Annotated in this window: 27 protein-coding genes and 1 riboswitch; of the genes, 14 read left to right on the top strand and 13 right to left on the bottom strand. The window is 57.9% G+C overall.

From position 1 onward, the window contains the following. Positions 1-25 precede the first annotated feature (25 nt). From O2N63_RS13265 to O2N63_RS13250, 4 genes are all read right to left on the bottom strand, one after another. A complete protein-coding gene (locus O2N63_RS13265) occupies positions 26-841 on the bottom strand; it encodes a carnitinyl-CoA dehydratase (protein ID WP_271054762.1) in 816 nt (271 codons plus the stop codon). Continuing rightward, positions 828-2,855 (bottom strand): acetate--CoA ligase family protein, encoded by a 2,028-nt coding sequence (locus O2N63_RS13260; RefSeq protein ID WP_271054761.1) that lies wholly within the window; start codon positions 2,853-2,855, stop codon positions 828-830. Before O2N63_RS13260 ends, O2N63_RS13265 begins: the two co-directional genes overlap by 14 nt. A gap of 260 nt (positions 2,856-3,115) precedes the next feature. After that, entirely contained in the window at positions 3,116-3,424 is a 309-nt protein-coding gene (locus tag O2N63_RS13255; protein WP_271054760.1) for a SelT/SelW/SelH family protein, read from the bottom strand. 15 nt (positions 3,425-3,439) lie between these two features. Beyond that, positions 3,440-4,600 carry an acyl-CoA dehydrogenase family protein gene (locus O2N63_RS13250; RefSeq protein ID WP_271054759.1) on the bottom strand — a complete coding sequence of 387 codons (1,161 nt, stop codon included), beginning with the start codon at positions 4,598-4,600 and terminating at the stop codon, positions 3,440-3,442. A gap of 104 nt (positions 4,601-4,704) precedes the next feature. On the opposite strand from O2N63_RS13250, the gene O2N63_RS13245 reads away from it, so the two are divergent. The 8 genes from O2N63_RS13245 to O2N63_RS13210 all read left to right on the top strand — a co-directional run bounded on the left by O2N63_RS13245 (position 4,705) and on the right by O2N63_RS13210 (position 12,798). Continuing rightward, the gene (locus O2N63_RS13245; RefSeq protein ID WP_271054758.1) at positions 4,705-5,619 is read left to right on the top strand and encodes a GlxA family transcriptional regulator; all 915 of its coding nucleotides are present in this window, start codon (positions 4,705-4,707) and stop codon (positions 5,617-5,619) included. Between the two features lie 64 nt (positions 5,620-5,683). Beyond that, positions 5,684-7,507 (top strand): adenine deaminase, encoded by a 1,824-nt coding sequence (ade, locus tag O2N63_RS13240; protein WP_271054757.1) that lies wholly within the window; start codon positions 5,684-5,686, stop codon positions 7,505-7,507. Positions 7,508-7,516: 9 nt separating this feature from the next. After that, on the top strand, positions 7,517-8,995 hold the full coding sequence (locus O2N63_RS13235) for an AMP nucleosidase (protein ID WP_271054756.1): 1,479 nt from the start codon (positions 7,517-7,519) through the stop codon (positions 8,993-8,995). Between the two features lie 249 nt (positions 8,996-9,244). Further along, positions 9,245-9,532, top strand: coding sequence for an HU family DNA-binding protein (locus O2N63_RS13230; protein WP_271054755.1), 288 nt, complete (start codon positions 9,245-9,247; stop codon positions 9,530-9,532). A 158-nt stretch (positions 9,533-9,690) separates the two neighbouring features. Beyond that, positions 9,691-10,599: a DMT family transporter gene (locus O2N63_RS13225; protein WP_271054754.1), complete on the top strand. Its 909-nt coding sequence runs from the start codon at positions 9,691-9,693 to the stop codon at positions 10,597-10,599. Between the two features lie 120 nt (positions 10,600-10,719). After that, positions 10,720-11,607, top strand: a complete 888-nt coding sequence (locus tag O2N63_RS13220; protein WP_271054753.1) for a DMT family transporter — start codon at positions 10,720-10,722, stop codon at positions 11,605-11,607. A 56-nt stretch (positions 11,608-11,663) separates the two neighbouring features. Next, complete coding sequence (locus O2N63_RS13215) at positions 11,664-12,377, top strand: cytochrome c biogenesis CcdA family protein (protein ID WP_271054752.1); 714 nt, start codon at positions 11,664-11,666, stop codon at positions 12,375-12,377. 13 nt (positions 12,378-12,390) lie between these two features. Then, positions 12,391-12,798: a thioredoxin family protein gene (locus O2N63_RS13210; protein ID WP_271054751.1), complete on the top strand. Its 408-nt coding sequence runs from the start codon at positions 12,391-12,393 to the stop codon at positions 12,796-12,798. 76 nt (positions 12,799-12,874) lie between these two features. Here the strand turns inward: O2N63_RS13210 and O2N63_RS13205 are convergent, their stop codons facing one another. The 3 genes from O2N63_RS13205 to O2N63_RS13195 all read right to left on the bottom strand — a co-directional run bounded on the left by O2N63_RS13205 (position 12,875) and on the right by O2N63_RS13195 (position 15,756). After that, positions 12,875-13,534, bottom strand: coding sequence for an HD domain-containing protein (locus O2N63_RS13205; protein WP_271054750.1), 660 nt, complete (start codon positions 13,532-13,534; stop codon positions 12,875-12,877). Then, on the bottom strand, positions 13,518-14,618 hold the full coding sequence (gene aroC, locus O2N63_RS13200) for a chorismate synthase (RefSeq protein WP_271054748.1): 1,101 nt from the start codon (positions 14,616-14,618) through the stop codon (positions 13,518-13,520). The genes O2N63_RS13205 and aroC overlap by 17 nt, the downstream gene beginning before the upstream one ends. A 172-nt stretch (positions 14,619-14,790) precedes the next feature. Next, a complete protein-coding gene (locus O2N63_RS13195) occupies positions 14,791-15,756 on the bottom strand; it encodes a DMT family transporter (protein ID WP_271054747.1) in 966 nt (321 codons plus the stop codon). A gap of 145 nt (positions 15,757-15,901) precedes the next feature. Next, positions 15,902-16,008, top strand: a riboswitch (TPP riboswitch). Between the two features lie 33 nt (positions 16,009-16,041). On the opposite strand from O2N63_RS13195, the gene O2N63_RS13190 reads away from it, so the two are divergent. The 5 genes from O2N63_RS13190 to O2N63_RS13170 all read left to right on the top strand — a co-directional run bounded on the left by O2N63_RS13190 (position 16,042) and on the right by O2N63_RS13170 (position 19,900). Further along, a complete protein-coding gene (locus O2N63_RS13190; protein WP_271054746.1) occupies positions 16,042-17,025 on the top strand; it encodes a thiamine ABC transporter substrate-binding protein in 984 nt (327 codons plus the stop codon). After that, positions 17,001-18,584 (top strand): thiamine/thiamine pyrophosphate ABC transporter permease ThiP, encoded by a 1,584-nt coding sequence (locus tag O2N63_RS13185; protein WP_271054745.1) that lies wholly within the window; start codon positions 17,001-17,003, stop codon positions 18,582-18,584. The genes O2N63_RS13190 and O2N63_RS13185 overlap by 25 nt, the downstream gene beginning before the upstream one ends. After that, positions 18,571-19,263: a thiamine ABC transporter ATP-binding protein gene (locus O2N63_RS13180; RefSeq protein WP_271054744.1), complete on the top strand. Its 693-nt coding sequence runs from the start codon at positions 18,571-18,573 to the stop codon at positions 19,261-19,263. Before O2N63_RS13185 ends, O2N63_RS13180 begins: the two co-directional genes overlap by 14 nt. An 85-nt stretch (positions 19,264-19,348) precedes the next feature. Next, a complete protein-coding gene (locus O2N63_RS13175) occupies positions 19,349-19,636 on the top strand; it encodes a hypothetical protein (protein ID WP_271054743.1) in 288 nt (95 codons plus the stop codon). Positions 19,637-19,723: 87 nt separating this feature from the next. Beyond that, positions 19,724-19,900 (top strand): hypothetical protein, encoded by a 177-nt coding sequence (locus tag O2N63_RS13170; RefSeq protein ID WP_271054742.1) that lies wholly within the window; start codon positions 19,724-19,726, stop codon positions 19,898-19,900. A 102-nt stretch (positions 19,901-20,002) separates the two neighbouring features. On the opposite strand, the gene O2N63_RS13165 is transcribed toward O2N63_RS13170, so the two are convergent. The 4 genes from O2N63_RS13165 to petA all read right to left on the bottom strand — a co-directional run bounded on the left by O2N63_RS13165 (position 20,003) and on the right by petA (position 23,579). Continuing rightward, positions 20,003-20,689 (bottom strand): peroxiredoxin-like family protein, encoded by a 687-nt coding sequence (locus O2N63_RS13165; protein WP_271054741.1) that lies wholly within the window; start codon positions 20,687-20,689, stop codon positions 20,003-20,005. Between the two features lie 183 nt (positions 20,690-20,872). Next, on the bottom strand, positions 20,873-21,673 hold the full coding sequence (locus O2N63_RS13160) for a cytochrome c1 (RefSeq protein WP_271054740.1): 801 nt from the start codon (positions 21,671-21,673) through the stop codon (positions 20,873-20,875). Between the two features lie 14 nt (positions 21,674-21,687). After that, the gene (gene petB / locus O2N63_RS13155) at positions 21,688-23,001 is read right to left on the bottom strand and encodes a cytochrome b (RefSeq protein ID WP_271054739.1); all 1,314 of its coding nucleotides are present in this window, start codon (positions 22,999-23,001) and stop codon (positions 21,688-21,690) included. Positions 23,002-23,012: 11 nt separating this feature from the next. Then, a complete protein-coding gene (gene petA, locus O2N63_RS13150) occupies positions 23,013-23,579 on the bottom strand; it encodes a ubiquinol-cytochrome c reductase iron-sulfur subunit (protein WP_271054738.1) in 567 nt (188 codons plus the stop codon). A 940-nt stretch (positions 23,580-24,519) separates the two neighbouring features. On the opposite strand from petA, the gene O2N63_RS13145 reads away from it, so the two are divergent. Further along, positions 24,520-25,083 (top strand): hypothetical protein, encoded by a 564-nt coding sequence (locus O2N63_RS13145; protein ID WP_271054737.1) that lies wholly within the window; start codon positions 24,520-24,522, stop codon positions 25,081-25,083. 43 nt (positions 25,084-25,126) lie between these two features. Here O2N63_RS13145 and O2N63_RS13140 read toward each other — a convergent pair whose 3' ends face one another. Beyond that, positions 25,127-25,726: a glutathione S-transferase family protein gene (locus O2N63_RS13140; RefSeq protein ID WP_271054834.1), complete on the bottom strand. Its 600-nt coding sequence runs from the start codon at positions 25,724-25,726 to the stop codon at positions 25,127-25,129. Between the two features lie 77 nt (positions 25,727-25,803). Beyond that, entirely contained in the window at positions 25,804-26,106 is a 303-nt protein-coding gene (locus O2N63_RS13135; protein WP_271054736.1) for a hypothetical protein, read from the bottom strand. Positions 26,107-26,129: the final 23 nt, after the last annotated feature.

The raw sequence follows: 26,129 nt of genomic DNA, 5'->3' as shown, positions 1-26,129 counted from the left end.
GGTTCAAAACCAGACTGATCTGGCGTTACTTACCTTTCCAAACCGGATCACGTTTCTCGGCAAAAGCGCGGGCGCCCTCAAGCTGATCCTCGCTGCCATAGAGCACATCCACCGTGCGCAACTGGCGCTGGGTGATCCTGTTCATGGCATCTTGGAACTTGCTGTCTTCAGCATCCCGCACCACTTCCTTGATCGCCGCGTATACCAGTGGCGGACCAGAGGCGAGCAGGCGGGCAAGCTCCCAAGCGCGATCCAGAAGTTGATTGGCGGGCAGCACCTCATTGATCAGCCCCCAACGATGCCCTTCCTCGGCATCGAACCATCGGCCGGTCAACAGCAGCTCCATCGCGATATGATAGGGGATACGTTTGGGCAGTTTCACGCTGGCGGCGTCCGCCACGGTACCGGAGCGAATTTCTGGCAGGGCAAAAGTGGCCTCCTCGGCGGCCAGGATCATGTCGCCGGAAATGGCAAGTTCCAGACCACCGCCACAGCAAATTCCGTTCACCGCGACAATCACCGGCTTGTTCATGTCACGCAATTCCTGCAAGCCGCCAAAACCACCCACGCCGTAGTCACCATCGACGGCATCACCATCAGCGGCGGCCTTCAGATCCCAGCCAGGACAGAAGAACTTGTCCCCTTCTGCGCGCAGGATCGCCACCCGAAGATCTGGATCATCACGGAAGGCGGCAAAGACGTCCCCCATGATGAGCGAGGTCGCGAGATCAATCGCATTGGCTTTGGGACGGTCCAGTGTCACCTCGAGCACCGCGCCTTCGCGCCGGGTACGGATCGGCCCCTCTGTGATATCTGCACTCAGATCTTCAAACTGCGCCATCTGCGGGCACCTCCTTAATAAGCGCATCCGCTGCCACCGCCCGGTCAGGCGTGCAGAGGAGCGGGTTAATCTCGACTTCCAAAGTCCGGTCGACATTGGCGACCACATAATCTTGAACCGCCATCACAGCGTCCAGAATGGCTTCGTTATTTGCAGCTGGTTTACCTCTGAAACCGGCGATCAGTTTGGCCCATTTCAACCGCGCGAGAGACCGCTTAATATCCTCACGCTTAGCAGGGATCAGCAGGCTTTGACTATCCTCAAGCAATTCCGTCATGACCCCGCCAGCCGCCAGTGTCAGTACAAAACCATGAGCAGGGTCGCGGGTGACACCGACCAGCAGTTCCGCCGCCACCCCCTCAATCATTTCTTCGGCGAGGAAATTGTCACATGGCATGTTTTGCGCCGCAATAGACACTGCATTTACAGTTTCCAGACCCAAAGCAATCGCCCCAGCCTCGGTTTTGTGGGCAATACCTTCCCCCTTCAGAACCAGTGGAAAACCGACGGTTTCAGCCAGAGAATTGGGGTCAGATCCACGCGCGGATTTCGGGATCACCACGCCATGTTTCGCCAGCCGCATCTTGGCCTCTGCTTCACTGAGAACAACGCCCTCCCGCTCTGTTCCTGCCGCTACCAGCAGCGGAGCCTGCAATGCGGGCACGTCCAATGCAGCGGCTTCAACTGCTTGCATCGCATCTTCCAGACCGTTCAGCGGCACGACACCAGACGCCATCAACCGATCTGCCACCGCTTCCGGCAGCAGCTCTGGCAACGTGGCGACCACGGCCACCTGCCCTCCGGTCTGCTCATGCACGGCAACCGCCGCATCCAGCGCAATATCCCATTCTGACGGATCGCACCGATCCCCGCGCGGGATGTCGAGGATCACCAAGGTGAGCGCAATCTGAGGATCCACAATCCCCGACCATGCCTGCGTCATCACCTCTTGATCACGCCAGATATAAGTGTGGTAGTCCAGCGGATTGGCCAAAGCCACCATCGGGCCCAGCGCCGCCGCCAGATCGCGCCTTTGCCGATCATTGAGCGATGGGAACACTACGTTGCGGCCATGGGCGGTATCAGCAGCAAGGCTCGCCTCGCCTCCGGAACAGCTGATCGACGCGATCCGGTTCGATACCAGCCCCCCGGTGACATGCAACAGTTTCAGGGTTTCGAGAAAAGCAGGCAAGCTGTCGAGACGCGCGATACCTAACCTGTCCAGAACCGCCTGCGCACCCGTATCCCCACCAGCCAGTGACGCCGTATGGGATATGGTCGCGGCCTGTGCCTGATCGGAGCGCCCAACCTTGATGGCAACGATCCGCACCCCGCGTGCGCGCGCCTTTTCAGCCAAGTCTTCCCAGTGGCTCAGGTCGCCAAACCCCTCGATATGCACCCCAATCGCGGTGACGCGTGGATCATCCAGAAGCGCTGCGGCAATCTGCGCCTGACTGGTTTGCGCCATGTTCCCACAGGTCACCATATAGGCAATCGGCAGAGCGCGGGACTGCATGGTTAGATTGATCGAGATGTTGGAGCTCTGCGTCAGGATCGCGACTCCTTTTGCGACCCGCTCCGCCCCGTGCTGATCGGGCCAGAGAAGCGCACCGTCGAGGGCATTTATGAACCCGTAGCAATTGGGGCCAAGGATCGGCATGTCACCTGCGGCCTGCAACAGTTCTGCTTGTAATTCCGCCCCACTGGCATCTTCGGAAGCCGCTTCAGAAAACCCGCTGGCAAAACAGACCGCGCCACCAGTGCCGATTTTCGACAACACCGCCACCGCCTCGATTGTGGCAAAACGGTTGATGCCGATAAAGGCCGCATCCGGGGCATGGGGCAAATCTTCGATATGCGGAAAGACGCCATCCCCACCTTTGGGATGAACCCGCCAGATTTCTCCGGCAAAGCCCATCTTATTGCACTGGTCAATGATTGCTGCACACCATGCCCCGCCACCAATCACGGCGATGGATTTTGGCTGCAACAAACGCGAGAGGTCACGTGTCATGTCTACTGTTCCGCATTCAACTTTGTGCCTCCGGCGGGGATATTTTGGGTCAGAAGAAGAAACCATTTCTTAACCATGATCTGCTTTCCTCATCTTTGCGGTACAGGCGGGGACGCCGATGACCGCGTCAGGAGAAGAGGCAACTCTTCACGGGGAGGCATGAGGTGAACTCGGGCTTCCCCTTTTCTTCTGACCTTAAATATCCTCGCCGAAGGCAAGAAAACTTTGCATGACCTCGGCGGCAAAAGTTCAGGCCGGGATCATGCTCCTTCACTGCTTCGATCGATATGACCAAGGTCCCGTTCTGGATCGATCCGGTCACGCAGGCGGGCCTTCAGCTCTTTCGCTTCGGGAAAACCGCCATCGCGCTTGCGTTCCCAGATCAATTCCCCATCCACCGTCACTTCAAAAATTCCACCCATCTCACCGGGGATCAGCGTCACGCCGCCCAGATCAGTCGAGAAGGTCTGCAAAAGCTCCTGCCCAAGCCAGGCGGCGCGCAAGAGCCAGTTGCAGCCGGTGCAATAGGTAATTGTGACGGTTGGTTTGTTCTTGGCGGGGTTGGTCATGGCGGGTCTCCCGGGTTAGGCGCCAAGTGGGCGCAGTAGATCTCGGGAAATGATATGGCGTTGAATCTCACTTGTCCCGTCCCAGATGCGCTCAACCCGGGCATCGCGCCAGAAACGTTCGATCGGGAAGTCATCCATCAATCCCATGCCACCAAAAATCTGTAGTGTGGTGTCAGTTACACGAGCAAGCGCCTCGGACGCATAGAGCTTGGCGGACGCAATCTCGCGGTTGGACGGCAGGCCTTGATCCAGCCGCCAGGCGGCCGCGAGTGTCAGCCAGTCGGCGGCGTCGATCTCGGTGATCATGTCGGCAATCTGGAAGCCGATGCCTTGGAACTTGCCAATCGGCTGGCCGAACTGTTTGCGCTCGGCTGCATAATTTAGCGCATAGTCGAAACAGCGACGTGCACGCCCAACGCTGAAGGCCGCAACCGTGATCCGCGTGGCATAGAGCCATTCATTCATCACGGCAAAGCCGCCATCGACCTCGCCCAGAACCTGCGCATCGGGCAGGCGGCAATCGTCAAAGGTCAGGATGCAGTTCTTGTAGCCCTTATGGCTCACCGAATTATACCCATCGCGCACCTCGAACCCCGGCGTGCCGCGATCCACCAGGAAGGTGGTGATGCGTTTTTTGGGGCCTTTTGGAGTTTCATCCACGCCGGTCGCAATGAAGACGATGAAGAAATCCGCGTGTTCCGCGCCCGAGATGAAATGCTTCGACCCGTTGATCACCCAGTCGCCGCCATCGCGCCGCGCCTGACATTTCATGCCGCGCACATCCGAGCCTGCATCCGGTTCGGTCATCGCCAACGCATCCATGCGTTCGCCACGCACGGCGGGCAGCAGGTACCGCTCGCGCTGGTCTTCGTTGCAGGCCATCAGGATGTTCTGCGGGCGGCCAAAGAAATGGGTAAGCGCCATGGACCCGCGTCCCAACTCCCGCTCCACAAGCGTGAAATCGAGGTGGGACAAACCCGCACCGCCAACTTCTTCGGGGAAGTTGCAGGCGTAAAAGCCCAGATCAATGCATTTCTGCTTGATCTCTTCGCCCAGCTCATACGGTACCTGCCCAGTGCGCTCGACCTCCGCCTCATGCGGATAAATCTCGTTCTCCACAAAACTGCGGACGGTGGAGACGATCATCTCCTGTTCTTCGGACAAACCAAAGTGCATTGCGTTTCCCTTTCTAAGGATTCGTCGCGGATCCCGTGCGTTGCCCTTGACGTTAGGCGAAATTCACCTGTTAATCATGCAGCAATCATCCATATCATGCAGCAATGTCCGAAATCATAGACTTCCTCCTGTTTGACCGCTTCTCCGCGCTTTGCCTTGCCAACAGCGTGGAACCCCTGCGCGCGGCCAATGATCTGACCGGAAAAAGGCTCTATTCTTGGCGGTTTCTCACATTGGACGGCAAAACCGTGCGGTCCTCCTCGGGGATGCAGGTCACGGCGGACGAACGATTGACAGATGCGCGCGGGGACATGTTGGTGTCACTTCCGTCCTATGAATATCGCTCCCATGCCACACCTGATTGTCGCCGAGCTCTCGCGGCAGCTGCGCGACGCTATCCAGTCATGGCAGGGTTTGATACCGGAGCATGGCTTCTTGCCCATGCCGGACTATTAGATGGGTTCCGCGCGACCATTCACTGGGAAGAGCTTGGCGCATTCGAAGAGGCTTTTCCAGAGGTAGAGGCGGTGCGCGAGCGTCATGTGACCGATCACAGCCGGATCACCTGCACCGGGGCGCTGGCAGCGTTTGATCTGACACTCGACCGGATCGGAGCGGCCCATGGTGCGGCCCTGCGGCTGGAAGTGGCGATGCTGTTCATGGCGCCGGGCGCGGCCCCCTCGGTGGCCCCACCGATTGCCAAATCTCGCACTGTCGGCCGTGCGCTGTCGGCCATGAGGGCATCAATAGAAGAGCCGGTTTCACTGCCTGAAATCGCCCGCCGCGCAGGCTGCACTCTTCGAGAGCTTGAACAAAGGGTGCGCACTGAGCTGGGCGAACCCCCCTCCGCAATCTATCGGCGGATCCGGCTGATTTCGGCACGAAAGGGCGTATTAGAAACTAATTTGCCGATTGCAGAGGTTGCTCTACGCGCTGGGTATGAAAACGCCTCGGCGATGACGCGCGCGTTCAAAAACGAGTTTAGCGCCACACCACAACAGATGCGTGCCGGACGCTGATCCGTCACGAAATCATCATCAAAATGGGGGTTGCGCGAACATCGCATTTGTCGACAATTGTTTCATGGAGAAAAGAACAACGACAAATTCCAACCATCCCGAATTGAAAACCTGGGCCGAAAGCGCCCCAAACCTGATTGCGGTGGCCGCTGGGCGTGCCGCTGCCGACATGGTGATCACCGGCGGACGTGTTGTGAATGTGCATACCCGCGAAGTGCTCGATTGGCAGGTGGCCATCAAGGCGGGTCGTTTTGCCTATGTCGGCCCGGATGCGAGCCATTGCATTGGAGAGGATACTCAGGTCATCGACGCTGCCGGGCAATACCTCATCCCCGGTCTCTGCGATGGTCATATGCATATTGAAAGCGGCATGCTGACCCCGGCTGAATTTGCACGCGCGGTGATCCCGCATGGCACCACGACCATGTTTGTCGATCCGCATGAGATCGCCAATGTGCTGGGGCTTGAGGGCGTGCGCCTGATGCATGATGAGGCTCTGTTACAGCCCGTGAACATCTATACCCAGATGCCCAGCTGTGCCCCTTCTGCCCCCGGATTAGAGACGACTGGTTACGAGATCACCCCCGAGGATGTGGCCGAAGCGATGAACTGGCCGGGCATAATTGGTCTGGGTGAGATGATGAATTTCCCCGGTGTGATCCATGGCGATCCAAAGATGCTGGCCGAGATGGCCGCGACACAAGCGGCTGGCAAGACCATTGGCGGGCATTACGCCAGTCCGGACCTCGGCCCAAACTTCCACGCCTACGTCGCAGGCGGCCCGGCGGATGATCACGAAGGCACCTGCGAGGCCGATGCGATTGCGCGTGTGCGTCAGGGGATGCGCTCGATGATGCGGCTGGGATCAGCGTGGTTCGATGTGGAAAAGCAGATCACCGCCGTAACTGAACAGGGGCTGGATCCGCGCAATTTCATCCTCTGCACCGATGATTGCCATTCCGGCACCTTGGTCGAAGAAGGCCATATGAACCGCGCCCTTAGCTATGCGATCAGCTATGGCTGCGATCCCCTCGTGGCGCTGCAAATGGCAACGATCAACACTGCCACCCATTTTGGGTTGGAGCGGGAATTAGGCTCTATTGCGCCCGGACGGCGCGCGGATGTGATTTTCACGGACGACCTGACCACCCTCCCGATCAACCGGGTGGTGGCCCGAGGACAGATCGTGGCCGAGGGTGGCAAGATCTCCGTCGATTGCCCGCACCTCGACTGGCCCGCACATGCCAAGGCAACCATGCATATGGGCAAGGAGATCACCCCCACGGACTTTGTGATCGAAGCCCCCGAGGGGAAGAATTCAGTCACCGCGAAAGTTATTGGCATCGTGGAAAACCAGGCGCCAACCAAAGCGCTGACCCGAGACCTTGGCGTGATCGACGGCATTGTCGAACCGGACGAGGCGCAGGATGTGGCGCAGGTGGCCTTGGTCGAACGGCACAAGGGCACCGGTGTGGTGCAGAACGGGTTCGTGAACGGATTTGGCTACACGGGGCCGATGGCGATGGCCTCGACCGTGGCGCATGACAGCCACCATATGATTGTGGTCGGCACCTCGCGCGAGGATATGGCGCTGGCCGCCAATCGACTGGGTGAGGTCGGCGGTGGTATGTGTGTCTATCAAGGCGGAAAAGAGCTCGCGCTGGTCGAATTGCCCGTCGCGGGCCTTATGTCTGATGCCCCCGCCTCAGAGGTCGCCGTCAAGGCACAAGGGATCGTCAAGGCGATGGAGTCTTGTGGCTGCACCCTGAACAACGCCTCGATCCAGCACTCGTTCCTTGCGCTGGTGGTCATCCCCGAGCTGCGCATTTCGGATCTTGGGCTGGTGGACGTAAACGAATTTGAATTGACCGAACTGTTTGAGGACTGACCCATGCCAATGAGTGATATGACAATTCCGGTCATCACCCCAGAGACCGGCGAGCACGAGGTGTTCACCGACGCGGGCGCCGCAGTGAAGCGACTGACCGAGCTGTATGACGCTGCCTGCGCGTTCCTGTGCGAAAAGTTCGGAGCAAATGCCTCCGGTACCAAACCCGACAGCCGGTTTCGCGCTTTCTACCCCGAAATCCGACTGACCACGACCAGCCATGCCCAGCGCGATACGCGGCTTTCCTTTGGGCATGTCTCGGCCCCGGGCACCTATGCCACCACAATCACCCGCCCAGACCTGTTTGCCAATTACCTTGAACAGCAGATCAAGCTGATCATGGAAAACCACACGCAGCCGGTGGAGATCGGGTTTTCAGCGACACCGATCCCAGTGCATTTCGCCGTGGCCCGTGACCCGGATATCAGCGTGCCGCAGGAAGGGGCGATGGAATACCCGCTGCGCGATGTGTTTGACGTGCCAGACCTGAACACCACCAATGATGACATTGTGAACGGGGTGGCGGAATGGGAAGACAGCGGGCTGGCTCCATTGGCCCCGTTTACCGCACAACGGGTGGATTATTCGCTGGCGCGGCTGTCGCATTACACCGCGACCATGCCTGAAGATTTCCAGAACCATGTGCTGTTCACCAACTACCAGTTCTATGTTGAGGAGTTCGAGGCCTATGCGCGCAAGATGCTGGCCGATCCCGACAGTGGCTATGACGGGTTTGTCGGTCCGGGTTATCACCGGATCACCAAACCGGATGAAGATTTGCCCACCCCCGCGAAACTGCCGCAAATGCCCAGCTATCACCTGACCCGGCCCGATGGGCAGGGGATCACGCTGGTCAATATTGGGGTCGGGCCATCCAATGCGAAAACCGCCACCGACCATATTGCGGTGCTGCGGCCCCACGCCTGGCTGATGGTCGGGCATTGCGCCGGGCTGAGGAACTCGCAGCGGTTGGGGGATTTTGTGCTGGCCCATGCCTATCTGCGTGAGGACAAGGTGTTGGATGCCGACCTGCCAATTTGGGTGCCGATCCCACCCTTGGCCGAAATCCAGATTGCTCTGGAACAAGCCGTGGCCGGTGTAACGAAACTGGAGGGGTATGAGCTTAAACGCATCATGCGGACCGGCACCGTGGCTTCGCTTGACAACCGCAATTGGGAGCTTCGAGACCAGACCGGCCCGGTGCAGCGCCTCAGCCAATCCCGCGCCATCGCACTGGATATGGAAAGCGCAACAATTGCTGCAAATGGTTTTCGCTTTCGGGTTCCTTACGGGACGCTCTTATGTGTGTCGGACAAACCCCTGCATGGCGAGTTGAAACTGCCTGGCATGGCGTCTGATTTCTACAAGGATCAGGTGGGGCGCCACCTTCTGATCGGGATCCGCGCGATGGAGATTCTGCGTGGCATGCCACTTGAGCGTATCCATTCCCGGAAATTGCGCAGCTTTGAGGAAACCGCATTCCTGTAGAAATGCTGCGCAGCGGCATCTGCGATTCACCTCGACACTGTAAAACGGTTAACGTTACGGAACATTCCGCAGCGTTTCGCCCGATTGTCCTTTAAGTTGATGCAGATCCGCTTTGACCAAACAGAAAAAGGCAAAAAACAGCATATTTCCCCTTTTTTTCCTACAACAAATCGTTGTGTCGTCCCTCTACATACAGTTAAATGCCGCCAATGAAGCCCAAGCAATGGGCGATTTGAGGAGTGTAAATACATGTCGAAACCGATGACTAAGACCCAACTGGTTGCTGCCCTGGCCGAAGAAATGGGTGCTGATAAGAAGACCGCCGGCTCCGCTCTCGAAGCCATGGTGGGCATCATCACCAAAGAAGTGTCCGGCGGTGGTGCTGTGACCCTGCCGGGTGTTGGCAAAATCTATTGCCGCGAGCGTCCGGCGCGCACCGTTCGCAACCCCGCCACCGGCGAACAGATCCAGAAAGAAGCCGATAAGGTTGTGAAAATGACCATTGCCAAGGCTCTGAAAGACAGCGTGAACGGCTAAGCCTTCACGGTCTCTGGACCAGCAAGTTTCGGAAAGGGTCGCCAACCGGCGGCCCTTTTCTTTTGCCGCTCCAGACCAGAGCATATGATTGGGCAGGAAACGGATCGTCTGGGCAGCGATGAACTGAGACATTGAGCAAAACCCGCACAGGATCCACCATGACCAATCGTTTTGACTTGCCCGCTGCCGTGATGCTGATTGCCCTTGCCGCCGTCTGGGGCGGGTCGTTCTTCTTTGCCGAGATCGCCCTGCGCGAGCTGCCGCCCCTCACCATCACTCTGCATCGAGTGATCTGGGCGGTTCCGATCCTCTTGGTCATTCTGCGAATTCGCCAAATCCCCCTGCCCGGTGCCCCCCGCATCTGGGGCGCTTATCTGGTCATGGGCGCGCTGAACAACGCGATCCCGTTTTCGCTGATCTTCTGGGGACAGATGCAGATCGACAGCGGGCTGGCCTCGATCCTCAATGGCACCACCGCGATGTTCGGGGCCGTGGTGGCAGGTGTGTTGTTGAAAGATGAACCACTAACCCGAAACAAGATGCTGGGCGCCGGGCTGGGCCTATTTGGAGTGGCAATCATTATGGGTCCCGATGTGCTGACCGGGTTTGATCCCAGAAATCTCGCCCAGCTTGCCATTCTCGGCGCAGCGATCTCTTATGCGCTGGCCAGCGTCTGGGGAAAGACCACTTTGGCCGGACAGCCGCCAATGATGAACGCCGCCGGAATGTTGATGGGGAGCGTCATTCTTATGGTGTCGATTGTGCTGCTGGTCGACGGCACCCCCACGCTTTCTCTTTTGCCCGCGACATGGGGGGCGTTGATTGGTGTTGCCGCCCTGTCCACCTCGCTTGCCTATGTGCTGTATTTTGCCATTCTCACCCGCGCTGGGGCGGCCAATCTGATGCTGGTCACGTTGTTGATCCCCCCATTTGCCATCGCCCTTGGCGCCCTGTTTCTGGGCGAGCGCCTGCCAGCGTCGGCCTGGGCTGGTTTTGCCGTGATCGCCTTGGGGCTTGCGGTCACCGATGGTCGGCTTTTTCAGCGCCACACGGTTAATCCCTCCTGATCAGACGGGTCAAAAAATTCAACCTCATCAGATGCGGCGGGTCATTGCGCAGTTGCCCACCCCCCGCCTATGGTCGGACCATCCGCCAAAACGCGCGGAAGAGCATTGAGACGAGGGCAGATGGACATACGCGCGATTTTCATGGGATTGGCTTTTGCCTTGATGTGGTCGTCGGCCTTCACCTCGGCGCGGATCATTGTCGCCGACGCCCCGCCGCTTTACTCATTGGCTTTGCGGTTCTTCATATCGGGCTTGATTGGCGTCGCAATCGCCAAAGCACTTGGTCAAAACTGGCGCCTGACCCGCGGGCAATGGAAGGCCGTGTTGGTCTTTGGGATCTGCCAGAACGCGCTTTACCTCGGACTGAACTTCGTAGCGATGCAATGGATCGAGGCAAGCCTTGCCGCGATCATTGCCTCGACCATGCCCTTGATGGTGGCCTTTGCAGGTTGGGCGCTGTTTGGTGACCGCCTGCGCCCGATGACCGCGCTTGGCCTGCTGGCGGGTGTCGTCGGCGTCGCACTGATCATGGGTGTGCGAATGTCCGGTGGGGTCGACCTGGTTGGTGTAGCCCTGTGTTTCATCGGAGCGGCTGCCCTGACCGTGGCCACGCTTGCGGTGCGTCAGGCCAGTGCAGGTGGCAACTTGATGATGATTGTGGGGCTCCAGATGTTCGTCGGGTCGTTTGTACTCTTCGCCTGTGCACTCTTTCTTGAAAGCCCAAGCTTCACCCCCAGCCTGCGCCTTGCCGCCGCGTTCAGCTATACGGTTTTGGTCCCCGGCCTGTTGGCCACCTGGGTCTGGTTTGCCCTTGTCGGGCGGGTTGGCGCGGTCAAGGCGGCCACCTTCCATTTCCTCAACCCGTTTTTCGGTGTGGCCGTGGCGGCTGTTTTGTTGGGTGAAGCACTCGGTTGGCTTGATATCCTCGGGGTGGTGATCATCACCATTGGCATCCTCGCCGTGCAATTGTCAAAGACGCAGCCGAAACAATTGCCCACGCGGATTTGATGGCCACTCCCCCTATCGTGATGTGACAATTTCAATACCACGCCTAAATTGGCGGCATGGAACTCATCTTCGGATATCTCGCCGGGCTTCTGACGCTGATCAACCCCTGCGTCCTTCCGGTCCTGCCGATTGTGCTGGCCACCGCATTAGGCGCACACCGGCTTGGGCCGGTGGCGCTGGCCGCAGGAATGAGCCTGTCATTTGTGGCGCTTGGCCTGTTGGTCACAGCCCTTGGCCATACCGTAGGTCTGGACGAAGATTACGTGGCAAATGCAGGAGCCACGCTGATGGTGGCCTTTGGTCTGGTCCTGTTGGTCCCCGCCTTGTCAGAACGGTTTACCACCCTCTCATCCGGGTTTTCTGCCCGTGCGGATCAGGAGCTTGACGATGTGGACCGCGCCTCATTGCGCGGACAGTTTCTGGGTGGCGCTCTTCTGGGCGCAGTCTGGAGCCCCTGTATCGGACCCACTTTGGGCGGGGCCATCGCGCTGGCATCGCAGGGCGAAAGCCTTGCCTGGGCAGGGCTCATCATGGTGGCTTTTGCCATGGGCGTCTCCTCGATCATCCTCGCGCTGGGATATGGCGCACGAAATGCCATCCTGCGCCGTCAGGCCGCCATGCGGGTCATTGCCACCCGCGCGCGCCCGATCATGGGAGGGGTTTTCGTCGCCGTCGGGGCCGCCATCTTGCTGAAATTCCACCATACCATCGAAGCCTGGGCCGTAGACACGCTGCCCTACTGGCTCACTGACCTATCTGTTTCCCTGTAAAGGAGTATCCTTGATGAAACGACGCGATTTTCTAACCTTCACCGCCGCGGCGCTGGTTGCCCCCGCTGCACTTCAGGCCGCCACCGAGTATTCGCCGGGACTTGTGCAAAAGGCGCTGGCAGAGGGCAAAACCGTGTTTCTCGATTTCAAAGCCAGCTGGTGTTCCACCTGCGCCCGTCAGGAACGGGTGATCAACGTGTTGAAATCCGAAAATCCCGCCTATGCCGCCAATATCACCTTCGTTAATGTGGATTGGGACAAATACGGCCGCTCGGACCTGGCAAAGTCGCTTAACATTCCCCGCCGCTCGACCCTTGTTGTGTTGAAAGGCGACAAGGAGTTGGGGCGGATCGTGGCTGGGACAGGGAAGGACCAGATCAAGGCGCTGATGGATACGGCATTGGCCGCTGCGATGGCATAGAGGGGCTTTGCCCCTCGCGGCTGCGCCGCTCACCCCAAGGTATTTTCGGCAAGAAAAAGAGGCGCTTTTCTATGCGTTACCAATTCGGGGCGGTTTGACCCAGTTCTCCGGCCAGATCCATGAGAAAGCGGCGCAGCACTTCGGCGCGGCTGCGGGCCAGACCGCGACCGGTTTCGGTTTTCATCTGATCCGGAAGGGATAGGAGTTTCAGGCGGAAGTGGTCCACCGCATATGCCGTATCATCCAGTTCGCGCGTCTCGCCAAATGGATCTTCCCCGTGAAACAATGGCCGCCCCAATACGCCGGACACCGCGAAGCAGCGGGCAAGGCCAATGGCCCCCAGACTTTCGATCCGATCCGCATCCTGTACGACTTTCGCCAAAAGCGTATCGCAGGGAATATCTGCCGAGAACGAATGGGCTTCAATTGCGTGACAGACCTCATCCGTTTCACCCGTTGAGAAGCCAAGCCGGGTCAAAAGCGGCCGCGCCGCTTTGGCCGAGAGATACGACGCGCGGTGGCGTGCGGGATCGTTTTTCGGCAGGGTCACAAGATCATGCAGATAGCAGGCCGCCATCAGCTGATCACAACGCGCCACGCCTTCACCGCGCGCAATGATCCGGGCGTTCAGCCAGACCCGATCCGCATGGGCCAGATCATGCGCGGCATCCATCGATCCCCCGTCACGCAGGGCGTTGCGCAGTGCCTGACGCAGCGCCTCAGCCGATTGGGCCACGCGCGCCTCCGGTTTGCGCACGATCCAGAAGCAGGTGATCCAGCACCACACAGGCGGCCATGGCTTCGCCCACCGGCACAGCCCGGATACCAACACAGGGGTCATGGCGGCCTTTGGTGATTACTTCAATCGGTTCACCCATCTTGGTGATCGACTTGCGCGGCGTGAGGATCGAACTGGTGGGCTTTACAGCAAAGCGCACCACAAGGTCCTGCCCGGTGGAAATGCCACCAAGGATACCACCCGCGTGATTCGAGCTGAATTCCGGGCCATCTTCCCCCATGAAGATCTCATCCGCATTGGTGGTGCCGCGCAGGCCAGCCGCGGCCATGCCTTCGCCGATTTCCACACCTTTCACCGCATTAATCGACATCATCGCTGCCGCCAGATCGGTGTCGAGCTTTGCATAAACCGGCGCCCCAAGTCCGGCGGGCGCCCCGCGCACCACAACCTCCACGGCGGCGCCAACCGAGTCATTGTCCTTGCGGATTTTATGCAGGTAATCCTCCCACTCGGTCACTGCCGTGGCATCGGGCAGCCAGAAGGGATTGCTGTCAATCGCGTCCCAGTCAAACTTCTCTCGATCAAGATGCAGGTCTCCCATCTGGGTCATGTAGCCCTTGATCTCAATCCCCGGCACCAGTGCCTTCAGAGCTTCGCGTGCCACCCCACCTGCGGCCACACGGGCTGCGGTTTCGCGCGCCGACGACCGCCCGCCGCCACGCGGGTCACGGATACCGTATTTCTGCCAATAGGTGATATCGGCATGACCCGGGCGGAACGTCTTTTCGATCTCGCCATAATCTTTCGAGCGCTGATCGGTGTTTTCAATCATCAGCTGGATCGGCGTGCCGGTGGTTTTTCCCTCATAAACGCCCGACAGGATCTTCACCTGATCCGGTTCGTTGCGCTGCGTGGTGTGCTTGTTCTGTCCGGGACGACGTTTGTCGAGCCAGACCTGAATCATCTCCGCCTCAAGTGCCACACCAGGAGGGCAGCCATCAACAGTTGCGCCCAAAGCGGGTCCATGACTTTCACCCCAGGTGGTGACACGAAATACATGACCAAAACTGTTCATCGACATGGGCGCGCTCCTTTGCTTTCTCCCTGATAGCGGGGACCGGCAGGAAAGGGAAGATTGCAGTGTGCCTGCGTTCTCACAGAAGACACCACCCAGTCCTCCCAAAACGACGCACGCTCTTTTTCTTGCCCAATATACCTCGGGGTGAGCCTCGAAGAGGTGAGGGGCAGCGCCCCTATTTTGCCTTCTCCACCGGGCGGCGGTGCTTCGGTTTCGGGCTAACACCGGCGTCGTAACGCATGTTCGGATTGCGCAGGATTGGGTTGCGCTCCGAAACCTGCGGACGGCTTTCGCGCCAAACGATAAAGACACCCGAGGTAATCACGATCGAGGCCCCGATACCGACCCAAATATCGGGGAATTCAGCAAAGAACAGCGCGCCAAATACCGTGGCCCACAGGATCTGGCTGTATTGCGTCGGCGCCACAACCGCGGCGGGGGCGGCCCGATAGGCGGCGATCAGGCAGAACTGCGCGATCACCGACATCAACCCGACTGAGGCCGCCATGCCGAGATCTGTAAGCTCCATCGGCACATAGACAAACGGCAACGCCGCCCCCATGAACAGGATCGAAGACAACATCGGATAGAGGATCATCACCGCAGTCCGCTCTTCACCGCCGATCTTGCGCATGATGATCGAGCCGAGTGACGACATGAAGGCTGCCGTCAGTGCCGCGATATGCCCAAGGCTGATCACCGTCACACCGGGGCGCAACACCACGATCACACCCACAAGCCCGACCAGCACCGCCGCCCAGCGCTGTGCTCGTACGGGTTCCCCCAGCAAGAGCGCCGAAAGGGCCGTGATCACCAGCGGCGTGGCAAACAGCAACGCATAGACCTCGGCCAGCGGCAGCACCGTAAACGCATAAAATGCCGAGGCCATGGCGATCACCGAAGTTGCCGCCCGCAGCAGGATCAACCAAGGGTGATTGGGGCGGAAATTATCCACCTGCCGGTCCGCCAGCATCACCACGGCCATCGGCACAAAGGCAAAGAGCATGGCGAAAAAGATGATCTGGAAGACAGAGTAGCTCATCCCAAGCGCCTTGATCACGGCGTCATGGATGGCAAAGATGGCAAATCCGGCAAAAGCATAGCCGAGACCGCCAAGGGGCGTGCGTTGTGTATCGGGCATGGCCGACTCCGTCATGTAGGGTGTTATCGCTCACATTGCGGAAATCCACAGGCCCGTCAAGTGGGGTGGACCGATCAATTCTTCAATCTGGACAGGCCGGGACAGTGCATTTCCCTTGCCAATCCCCCCGGTTTCCGTGCATTCAGGGCGCACCTCGGGGTGCCATGGTTGACCCATGGCTGAGATGTATAACGCGAACCCGTTGAACCTGAACCGGTTAAGACCGGCGGAGGGAAGGTTGGATCATCCCCACCCGAACACCGTCCGGCGCCATTGGAGGATGACATGAAAAAAACTTCCCTTGTCGCGGGTGCCCTGCTGATTGCTGGCGCGGCCCATGCTGAAACCCCTGTTCTGCAGGTTTATGCCCCGGATTATTTCGCATCCGAATGGGGTCCCGGCCCCGGGATCGAAAAGGGCTTTGAGGCACAGTGCAACTGTGACCTGCAATTCGTCACTGGCGATGTGCTGCCGCGCCTTCTGCTGGAGGGTGAGCGCACCGAAGCGGATGTGGTGATTGGACTCAACACAGACGTAACCGCCCGCGCCCGCGCCTCTGGCCTGTTTGCGCCTCACGGCCAGAACACCGCTGACCTGACCATGCCGATCGACTGGAATGACGACACATTCCTGCCGTTCAACTACAGCTATACCGCCTTCATCTATGACAACACCAAGCTGGAAGCCGCGCCCACCAGCTTTGACGCGCTGTTGTCCTTGCCCGATGACATCAAGATTGTCATTCAGGATCCGCGCGCATCGATCTCGGGTCAGGCGCTGATGCTCTGGGTCAAGGCGATCTATGGCGAGAAGGCACCGGAAGCCTGGGACAAGCTGGCCCCGAAAGTGCTGACCGTGACCAAAGGCTGGTCGGAAAGCTATGGCATGTTCACCGATGGCGAAGCCGACATGGTGCTGAGCTATATCACGTCGCCCGCCTATCACATCATCGCAGAAGAGGACATGACCAAGTCCGCCGCGATCTTTGACGAAGGCCATTATTTCTTTGTAGAACTGGCTGGCAAGATTGCCGGAACCGATCAACCCGAACTGGCCGATGCCTTCATGAATTACGTGCTGAGCGAAGAATTCCAGGCCGCGATCCCCACCTCGAACTGGTCGTTCCCGGCCAAGCTTGCGGACGACAAGCTGCCAGAAGGGTTTGGCAAACTGGCTGTTCCCGCCAAGGCGCTGTTCTTCTCGGAAGATGAAGCAGAAGCGCTGCGCAAACCAGCTCTGGACGAATGGCTCGCCGCTTCGTGGAAATAAACCGCACCACCACCCTTGGCACACTTGCGCTGGGGGTGGTGGTCTGCCTGACCTTGGGCACGCTTCTGGTGGTGGCGCTGCGCGCCGAACTGGGGGCCGCTCCTGACAGCGGCGCAACACTTGGCCTGATCCCGCGTGATTGGGCCGCCATCCGTTTCACCCTCTGGCAGGCTGCCCTCTCTGCGCTTTTCTCTGTGCTGCTCGCCATCCCGGTGGCACGCGCACTGGCACGACGTCGCTTTAAAGGGCGTGGGGTGCTGATCACCTTGCTCGGGGTGCCTTTCATCCTCCCGGTGATCGTTGCCATCTTTGGTCTGATCTCGGTATTTGGCCGCAAAGGGTTGGTGTCGCAGGGGTTGATGGCGCTAGGATTCGAACCGATTTCGATCTACGGCTATCATGGCGTCATCCTCGCCCATGTCTTCTTCAATCTCCCCCTCGCCACCCGCCTGATCCTGCAAGGCTGGCTGTCCATCCCGGCGGAACGCTTCCGATTGGCTGCCTCTCTCGGCATGGGGTCACGTGACATTGCCCGCACATTGGAGCGCCCCATGCTGCGCGAGGTGATCCCCGGTGCGTTCCTTGTCATATTCCTGATCTGCCTCTCCTCCTTCGCAGTTGCTCTGGCACTGGGCGGCGGCCCCCGTGCGACCACCGTGGAACTCGCGATCTACGAAGCCTTTCGCTTCGACTTTGATCTGGGGCGGGCGGCCAAATTGGCGCTTGTGCAATTTGCGATGGGGGCGGCTGCGGCTACCATCGCCTTGCGCGTTGCGATCCCTCAGGACACAGGCACTGGCCTTGATCGCGCCGTGACCCGCTGGGACAGCACCCCCATGCAGCGTGGCTTGGATGTGATATCCATCAGCTTTGCCGCGCTCTTTCTGGTACTGCCTCTGTCGATGATCCTGATGAATGGCGTGCCGGGGCTCGCATCGCTGCCCGGCGATGTGTGGTGGGCCGCGCTCCGGTCGATCTCTGTTGCCCTCGGATCCGCCGCCCTGACCCTGGCGTTGGCCCTGCCTATTGCCGCCTATGCCGTACGGCGCGGATCCCGGCTGATCGAAGGCGTGGGCTATCTGACCATTGCGGCTTCTCCGCTGGTCATTGGCACCGGTCTTTTCATCGTGATCTTTCCGTTTATGCGCCCGTCCGACCTTGCGCTTCCGGTAACCGCGTTGGTCAATGCCGCGATGAGCTTGCCTTTTGCCTTGCGTATTATAGCCCCTGCGATGGCGCAGGTGGAGCGGAATTATGGCCCTCTGGCGGATGGGCTTGGCCTGGTCGGTGTAACCCGCCTGCGCCTCATCTGGCTGCCCCGCCTCAGGCGCCAGATCGGTTTTTCGCTTGGCCTTGCCGCCGCCCTTTCTATGGGGGATCTGGGTGTGATCGCGATGTTCGCCAATCCCGAAATTGCCACCCTGCCCCTGCAACTTTATCGCCTGATGAGCGCCTATCGGATGGCAGATGCCGCCGCCGCCGCTGTGTTATTGCTGGGGCTCTCGCTTTTACTGTTCTGGATCTTCGACCGAGGAGGTCGCGCCGATGCTGACACTTGAAAACACCCGGATTGACCTTGGGGATTTCCAGCTTGCCGCCAATTTCGGCATTCCCAAAGACGCGCGCATTGCCGTGCTTGGCCCGTCCGGGGCAGGAAAATCCACCTTGCTCGCCGCCATCGCCGGGTTCCAACCGATGGCTCAAGGACAGGTCCTCTGGCAAGGGGACGCGATGCCCCCCACCCCTGCTGCTCGCCCCATCAGCATGGTGTTTCAGGACAACAACCTGTTTCCCCATCTGACCGTCACACAAAATGTCGGACTGGGATTGCGGCCAGATCTGAAACTCTCACCCGATGAGAAAACCCGCGTCGAACAGGCCCTTGCCCGCGTTGGGCTGACCGGCATGGGAGACCGCAAACCTGCGCAGCTCTCCGGTGGGCAAATCGCGCGTGTGGCCCTTGCCCGGGTGCTGCTGCGCGACCGACCTTTGCTGCTGCTCGACGAACCTTTTGGCGCGCTGGGACCTGCACTGAAAGCCGAGATGCTTGCACTGGTCGCCGAGCTTCTGGACGAGACCGGAGCAACCCTCCTCATGGTCAGCCATGACCCGCAGGACGCCCGCGAGATCTGCGATCAGGTGGTGCTGGTGGCGGAGGGCACGGCGCAAGCACCGGTCGCCACGGGTGAGATTTTCGCCAATCCACCCGTAGTGCTTAGGGAATATCTGGGCGGCTGAATCTGGTGCTTTTTTGAAAGAAACCCCCGGCTGTGATATAGTCACCACTTTCAAACCATAAACTATTCATAGATTGGAGGGAGTGATGTTTGCACGAGTTACCGAATATAAAATGAAAGCTGGATCAAGAGACGCGGCTACCGAAAAGCTGAACGTTATGAAAAGCCAGATCATGGCGATGCCCGGCATGTTGCAGTTTATCAATGTCATGAATGAAGACGGGTCTGGCTATGTTGTGGCGCTTGTCGAAAGCGAAGAAATTTCAGATGCCAATGCCGAAGCCGTCGCCGCAGCTTGGGCCCAGTTTTCAGACTTTCTGGAAGCCACGCCATCCCCCACAGGGTTTGACGTGATTGCCAACTGGTCGAATTAATCAAAGAACACGGCGGGCCGCACAACTGCGGCCCCCTGCAACATCCGATGGTTGCTATTTGGGCAGAGCAAGGACTAGGCTGGCCCCATGAAACATATTCCAAAAGAAAACACCGATGACGCCCTTGTTCAGGAATATCTGGCAAAGGGCGGCAAGGTCACCAAAGGCAAGACCAAGCCCAACCCACCTGAGCTGGGCCTGAGCAACAATGTCTGGAACGCCAAGCTGACCAAAGAAGAGAAAGCCGCCCGCGACAAGAAGTGAGTGCGTGAGGGGCGTTGGGGTACGGGATTAGCAGTAAATGGCTGGGTTGAGCCCAAAGTGCATGGCGCTGTTTGCGTCAACAGTTGGTTGTGCACATTGTTTTTACAGGGATGCTAACACAAGCTTAGGGTCCAGCCTTTGTCGATAATCAGGTCCGCAATCAGCGAGCAAGATGTGCTGATCTTGACCAATCAAAAAGGTCGCGGTTACGGGTACGTCCCATTCCCCACTGCTATTTCGGCCGCCGACGTCTGTTCCTAATTCGACCAGTTTTTCGCGAACTATTTTTGGCAATGTAAAAGTAAGGCCGTATGCATCTCCAACAGAATTGTCAGCATCGCAAAGAAGCTCATAGGACAGCCCGGCGGCCTTCTTGAAAGCGCGGCCATTTTCTGAAGTCTCAGGTGAAATCGCAAAAAGTGTTGCGCCTTTGGCTGAGATTTCAGGGACATAATTTTCCCAAACCTTCAGTGTCATATCGCAAAAATTGCACCAACTACCCCGATAAAACGTCAAGATGACCGGACCTTGAAGTAGGGCTGCCTGCAGAGAAGTCGCCCGATCAGTTGTCGATAGAAGCGAAAATTCAGGAGCGATATCACCTGCCTGAAGACAAGATGCCGTTGCCAAATGCGATGCCGCCTTCGAGACTTGAGCATCGAACAAGGCACGGATGCCCTCGCCACGTCGCCCAATGATTTCTAGTTCCACTTCATCCAGCTCTTGATTTAGTGGTGTGCTTGCACCCATTTTCGCCAATCCAGTTATTCTTGATTTTGTTCGGAGCATAGATATTTCGCAACATCCTAACAGGGCTCATGAAAGAAGAAAGTGTAAGGTTTGCGGACATCACCGAATGGCAACAATGTCCGCAAAGTCCGCACTCCAGACCTTCACAATCTCTAACGCGTTTCTCCCCCAACAAAAAAGGGCGCCACATCGGGCGCCCTTTGAACTCATCTGATCCCGTGATTACAGGTCCAGTTTCTTGCCCTTGTGCGGGGCCCAGAGTTTCTTGTTGGTGAGGTACAGCAGCGAGGTCAGCACCACCAAGAGCAGCACGGCAACAAAGCCGGTTTGCTTGCGGGCGTGCATTTTCGGTTCTGCAGTCCACATCAGGAAGGCGGACACGTCTTCAGCAAGATGATGTGCCGAGTTGTTGTGGCCGTCATCGTAGTCAACCGAACCGTCTTCCAGCTGCGGAGGCATCGAGGTCCAGCCACCGGCAAACGCGTCGTTGCCATTGAGGAAGTTGCCAGCAACTTCCTGTTCCTCACCGTTAAAGCCGATCAGGAAGCTGTAGATGTATTCCGCACCACCCATGCCGCGCACGAGCTGGTTGATACCGGTGCCAGCCGGGCCGTGGAAACCAGCGCGGGCTTTTGCCATCAGGCTTAGGTCCGGGCCCATGCCTTCACCCGACACGGTCGGGAAATGATCAGCCGGCTTGCGCGGGCGGTCATCATCCAGTTCCGGATCATAGATGGTGAAGTTTTCAGCCGCATAGGCGCGCACTTCATCTTCGCTGTATTCCGGTCCGCCGGGCTCTGCCAACGTGCGCAGCGGCACATATTGCAGGCCGTGACAGGCCGAACAGACCTCGGTGTAGACTTTCAAACCACGACGCAGCTGTTCCTTGTCATAGGTGCCAAACGGCCCTTCGAACGAGAAGGCGATGTCTTCGATATGCTGGTCGCCACCACCGGCGGCCTGAGCTGCGCCAGTGGCGAGGCCCAAAGCCAGGATAGCGGTTGCTGTGAGTTTCTTGATCATTGTTCTCGATCCTCTCACTCGGCTGCGCCGGGATAGTGGGCGTTGAAATCTTCCTCGATGGTGGCCGGCGGCGTCTGTGGTTTCTCGAAGAGACCCAGAAGCGGCAGGATAACGAGGAAGTATGCGAACCAATAGGTGGAGCCGATCAGCGAAATCCAGTCATGCGGGAAGTTCGTGTCACGGGCGCCAACCCACATCAGGACGAAGAAGTCGACCAGAAGCAGGCGATACCACCATTTGAAGGCCGGGCGATACTGACCCGAACGGACCGACGACGTGTCGAGCCACGGAGCCAGAGCCATTACGGCGATGGCGCCGAACATGGCGAGCACACCGAAGAACTTCGCATCGATGATGCCACCGGTGATGAAGCTCACGAATTGTACGGCCCAAACCTCCGAGGTGAAGGCACGCAGGATCGCGTAGAACGGCAGGAAGTACCATTCCGGAACGATGTGTGCAGGCGTCACCAGCGGGTTCGCTTCGATGTAGTTGTCGGGGTGACCGAGGTAGTTCGGCATGAAGCCAACGATCATGAAGAAGATGATCAGAACCATGCCCAGACCCACGAGATCCTTGATCACGAAATAGGGCCAGAACGGCAGGGTGTCTTTCTTGGCTTCTTCCTTTGACCCGGTGCGCACGTCAACACCGGTCGGGTTGTTGTTGCCCGTGGTGTGGAAGGCCCAGATGTGCAGGCCAACAAGGGCGGCAATCACGAAGGGCAGCAGATAGTGCAGCGAGAAGAAGCGGTTCAGCGTGGCGTTGTCCACAGCAGGACCACCCAGAAGCAGGGTCTGGATCGGCTCACCAATCCACGGGATCGCACCGAAGAGGCCAGTGATAACAGTCGCGCCCCAGAAGGACATCTGACCCCAAGGCAGAACGTAACCCATAAAGGCAGTGCCCATCATCATCAGATAGATCAGCATGCCGATGATCCACGTGATTTCGCGGGGCGCCTTGTAGGACCCGTAGAACAACCCGCGGAAGATGTGGATGTAAACAGCCACAAAGAACAGCGACGCGCCGTTCATGTGAATATAGCGCAGCATATGCCCGCCATTCACGTTGCGCATGATATGCTCAACAGAGGCAAACGCCATGTCGACATGCGGGGTGTAGTGCATCACCAGGATGATGCCGGTAACGATCTGCAGCACGAGGCAGAAAGTCAGAACGATGCCCCAGATCCACCACCAGTTCAGGTTTTTGGGAGTTGGGATCATCAGGGTGTCATAGGCCAGGCCGACAATCGGCAGGCGCTTATCAATCCATTTCTCGAAACCCGACTTGGGTTCGTAATGGTCGTGAGGAATTCCGGACATATACGCCTCCCTTAACCGAGTTTGATGGTGGTTTCGTCAATAAAGACAGCAGGCGGAACCGGAAGATTTTCCGGAGCCGGACCTTTGCGGATACGACCCGAGGTGTCGTAGTGCGATCCGTGGCAGGGGCAGTACCAACCGCCATATTCACCAGCGCCATCACCCAGCGGCACACAACCGAGGTGTGTACACACACCCATCATCACCAGCCATTCGCCAGCTTCGTCCATCGCGCGGTTTTCATCATCTGCCGACAGGGCCGCGTCGCGGTTGTTATTACGCGCGAGAGCATCGATCAGGTCGTTCGCAGTGTTGTCTGCACGCGCCTGTTCAATTTCTTCCGCAGTACGGCGGCGAATGAAGACCGGCTTGCCCAGCCACTTCACCGTGATCTGGCTGCCAACAGCCACGTCGGCAATATCGACGCGGATCGAGCTAAGCGCTCGAACATCTGCAGAGGGATTCATTTGGTTGACGAGGGGCCAAACCGCTGCACCGGCCGTTACGGCTGCGGCGCCACCGGTCGCATAGTAAAGGAAATCCCGGCGGGTTCCTCCTTGGTCGTCGGCGTGTGACACGTGCGCATCTCCTTAGCTGGGCCGCTATTCGTGCGGCCAACACGACTTGAGACCGCAAAAATGCGGCCTGCTTCGCGGCTGTTTAGCCAAGGATGAGCGCTCAGTCCAGAAGTCATTGGGGCGCAGGCACGGCTTTTCAAGGCTTTGACGCCCTGAAACCGCACCATAACCGCGCTGTTGGCGCGAACATGTGAATATTTCATGTGATTCTGTAAAAGATTTAGACTTTTCGCCATGACATCGCTCAAGTCGAACCGCGACGATCAGTCACGTGAGTCGGCTTACTTGATCGAGGGCGTCAGGAATAACGGAGCAAATCAAACCTCAGCACAACCTATCATAGAAATTATACAAATTCAGCGCCTCAGGGTGGCAAAAGCCCGAAAGGACAATTGCCACAAACCCGAAAACATCCTAAAATTTAGGTGACGCGGCACCAAATGATGCCGCGCCGGTATAATAATTTTTTTGTAATCGACTATGTCAGCCGCCACCACTCACAAATGTAACGCGGTCTGACAGCAACAGAGATTAAGGGTTTTTTAACTAGTGTCAATATGATACTACCTTAATCCTGTTGCGCGCCATGCCGATGCAACCATAGGCAGTAAAATTGTATTCTGGGGGGAATTACATATGTCAGAAATTTCAAAACTAGCTGAACTTCGAAAATTATTGTTCGAAATGGAACGATCCATTGGCCTCCAAAACCTATCTGCTGCGGAGCGAGATATATATTATGCGGCATCCGATCTAGCCGAAGTGCGGCGCGATGTTAAAACCACTCGCCTGCAAGCCCATAAACTGGTAATCGGCATTTCAAGGCCAACGTTCTTCCGAGCACTCAAATCTTTGGTGAATAAAGGATACCTAAGACAAAACGCAGCGGCAGGCAGAGGCTTTTATCACGTAGAGAGTTCCAGATAAGAAAGACCCGAAGTTGACATCCGACACTGGCGATTCAGATCTGATCAAAGAAACAGTGATTATATCGATTGCATATGTTCTTGCATTCGCCGTGACGTTTAAGCTTCTACTCCCTGTCCAAAACATTTTCTTCCCCAAGTTCCCCAGCTATGCCAGTCTGTTGTTTCTGCCACACGGCGTGCGCGTTCTGGCCGCTTGGCTGCTTGGGTGGCGCTCTGTCATCGCGCTGTTTCCGGGTGTTTTCTTTTCCTTCTGGTATGTCGCCGGAATGGGAGTTTTCGAACCAAGCCGCCTATTTGCGATCTCGGTTGCGGTATTCATACCCGCAGCCACATTTCATACCATGCGACGGCTCGGTGTGGATCTCTTCCCCGCGGCAGGAAAGACCCCCTGCTGGCATTGCATCGTGTTGACGAGCATTACCATTTCCGCCCTGACCGCCAGCATGACGAACATCGCAATAACGAGAACGCTGAACGATCTTTTTGCCTATCTGATCGGCGATTTCTTCGGAATGTTTTTCCTGATGACAATCCTGATGTTCTTTTTCCGAAGCCTGCGCCAAAGCGAAGAATAATTCCTGCTCACGCCGAGATCACGCAATCAGATAGCCGAGCACCTCATCCCGGCTTCGTTGCCTTGAAACTCTCACGTTGGGAAAACACAGCAAACCAGTCGTCAAGAGCATCACGCCCCTTGCGCCATCCGCGGCTGTCGTGGCGGAAATCCAGATAACCCAGCGCACAGCCCACGGCGATTTGCCCCATGTCGACAGGCCCAGCGAGATGGCTCATCCAACGGGTGTTCAAAGCATCCAGCGCCCCTTCGATCTTTTCCCATTGCGCATCGAGCCATCCGCCAAATTGCAAATCCTCTGGACGGCAGCGGTTTTCGTAAACCATCAGCACACCTGCATCCATGATCGCGTCGCCCGTGGCCTCCAATGTCAGAACTTCCCAAATCCGATTGTCGGGATACAGACCGCCGCCCGAGCGGGCGTCCAGAAACCGCGTCACCACCCGACTGTCATAAAGTGTGCAACCATCCGCCCGCTTCAGAGCCGGGATTTTCGACAAGGGATTTGCGGCTTTCAGTTCCGGGTGCGGCTCGGTGGGCGAGGATATGATTTCTTCGACCTGCACATCTTCCTGCTCGGTTTCCAAAAGCAGGACTTTGGCTTTGCGCGCAAACGGCGAGGCCGGGGAAGAGATCAACTTCAATGCAGTCATTTCTTTAAACTTTCGGGCTTTGCCCCTTTAAAGAGTTTAAGGTTTGGGCATTTGCCCCATTAAGAACTTTAAAGTTTTCGCACGCGGATCCGCGTCAGGGACACAGCATCGATTTCCAGGCCAGGTCCATTTTTTCCAAAACGGATAACACGACGGATGCGCCCGGTGGCATTAACCTGTTCAGCATCTGCGTCGACGCCCGCATCCCGCCCGCGGTGTGCGGTCAGCCCTTCGGGAACGTCATCCAAAGCATCCTCTGCGCGTTGATCTCGTCGCCCCCGTTCCACGCTTCGTGCTATGGCATAGGTGGCCACAGCCACAGTGCCGTAACGCAATGCGACAGCAGCAATCGGTGCAAGAGGTAGCGCCATGAGTTCCTCCCATTCTTTCAAAT

The organism is Aliiroseovarius salicola (assembly GCF_027891095.1).
GTDB classification, from domain to species: Bacteria; Pseudomonadota; Alphaproteobacteria; order Rhodobacterales; family Rhodobacteraceae; genus Aliiroseovarius; species Aliiroseovarius salicola.
Note: the sequence above shows the minus strand (reverse complement) of the source record. Positions and strands in the feature narration are given on the sequence as shown.